The sequence below is a fragment of the Streptomyces alkaliphilus genome (assembly GCF_014141535.1).
GTDB classification, from domain to species: Bacteria; Actinomycetota; Actinomycetes; order Streptomycetales; family Streptomycetaceae; genus Streptomyces; species Streptomyces alkaliphilus.
Window position 1 is genome coordinate 1 of sequence record NZ_VKHT01001214.1, and the last position, 1320, is coordinate 1320.

At 75.4% G+C, this 1320-nt stretch carries 1 protein-coding gene; it reads left to right on the forward strand.

The window, feature by feature from the left end:
• Positions 1 to 91: 91 nt before the first annotated feature.
• Positions 92 to 1320 (forward strand): NAD(P)-binding domain-containing protein (locus FNQ90_RS23515; protein ID WP_182608189.1); only part of this gene is annotated, 1229 nt, incomplete at its 3' end.

The window sequence follows — 1320 nt, forward strand, 5'->3', positions numbered from 1 at the left end:
CGGATCAACCGCTCTCTTTCGGGGATGTGGCCCGTCCCGATCCCTCCGCCCCCGGGACGGGCCACATCCCCGAAAGAGAGCGGTTGATCCGATGCACGACCTGGTAGTGGTGGGCGCAGGCCCCTACGGACTGTCCATCGCGGCCCACGCGGCGGCGGCCGGACTGGACCTGCGGGTCCTGGGCCGTCCCATGGCCTCCTGGCGGGACCACATGCCCGAGGGCATGTTCCTCAAGTCCGAGCCGTGGTCCTCCAACCTCTCCGATCCGGCCGGCGCCCACACCCTGGCCGCCTGGTGCGCCGCCCGCGGCCTGCGCGCCGATCACGGCGTGCCGCTGCCGATCTCCACCTTCACCGACTACGGCATGTGGTTCGCCGGGCAGTTGCAGCCCCGGGTGGAGGAGCGGCTGGTGGTCTCGGTGGCGCCGATGCCCGGCGGTTACCGGGTGGAGACGGCCGACGGTGAGCTGTTCACCACCCGGACGGTGGCGGTGGCGGCGGGCGTGATGCCGTTCGTGCACGTCCCGCACGCGCTGCGCGGCCTGGCCCCGCACCTGGCCTCGCACAGCAGCTCGCACGCCGACCTCGCGCACTTCCGGGACCGCGAGGTGACCGTGATCGGCGGCGGCCAGGCCGCACTGGAGACGGCGGCGCTGCTGCTGGAGCACGGTGCCCGACCCACCGTCGTGGCCCGCGCCTCGGCACTGCGCTGGAACACCCCGCCGCAGCCGCTGCGCCGGGGCCTGCGCGAGACGCTGCGCGAGCCGCACAGCGGCCTGGGCACCGGCTGGAGCAGTTGGGTGTGGTCGGAGGTGCCGGGCGCGGTGCGGCTGCTGCCCCCGACGATGCGCACGCACATCGCCTCCACCGCGCTCGGCCCGGCCGGCGCCTGGTGGCTGCGCGACCGGGTGATCGGCCGGGTGCCGATCCGGCTGCGCCGGCAGGTGGTGACGGCCGAGCCCGTCGGCGAACGGCTGCGGTTGCGGTTGACCGGCCCCTCGGGGTACGGGCCGGTGGAGACGCTGGAGACCGACCACGTGATCGCCGCCACCGGTTTCGTGCCGGACGTCAACCGGCTGGGCTGGTTGGCTCCGGAGCTGCGGGTGGGGGTGCGCCGGGTGCGCGGCACGGGGGCGCCCGAGCTGGGCGCGCACTTCGAGTCCTCGCGCCCCGGGCTGTTCTTCGCCGGACTGCCGGCGGCCCCCTCCTTCGGCCCGTCGATGCGCTTCGTGCACGGCGCGACGTTCACCGCCGGCCGGTTGGTGCGCGGGGTGCGGCGCCGGGTGGTCGGGGCCGGTGGGGCCGTGGTCCTCCGTGGTGC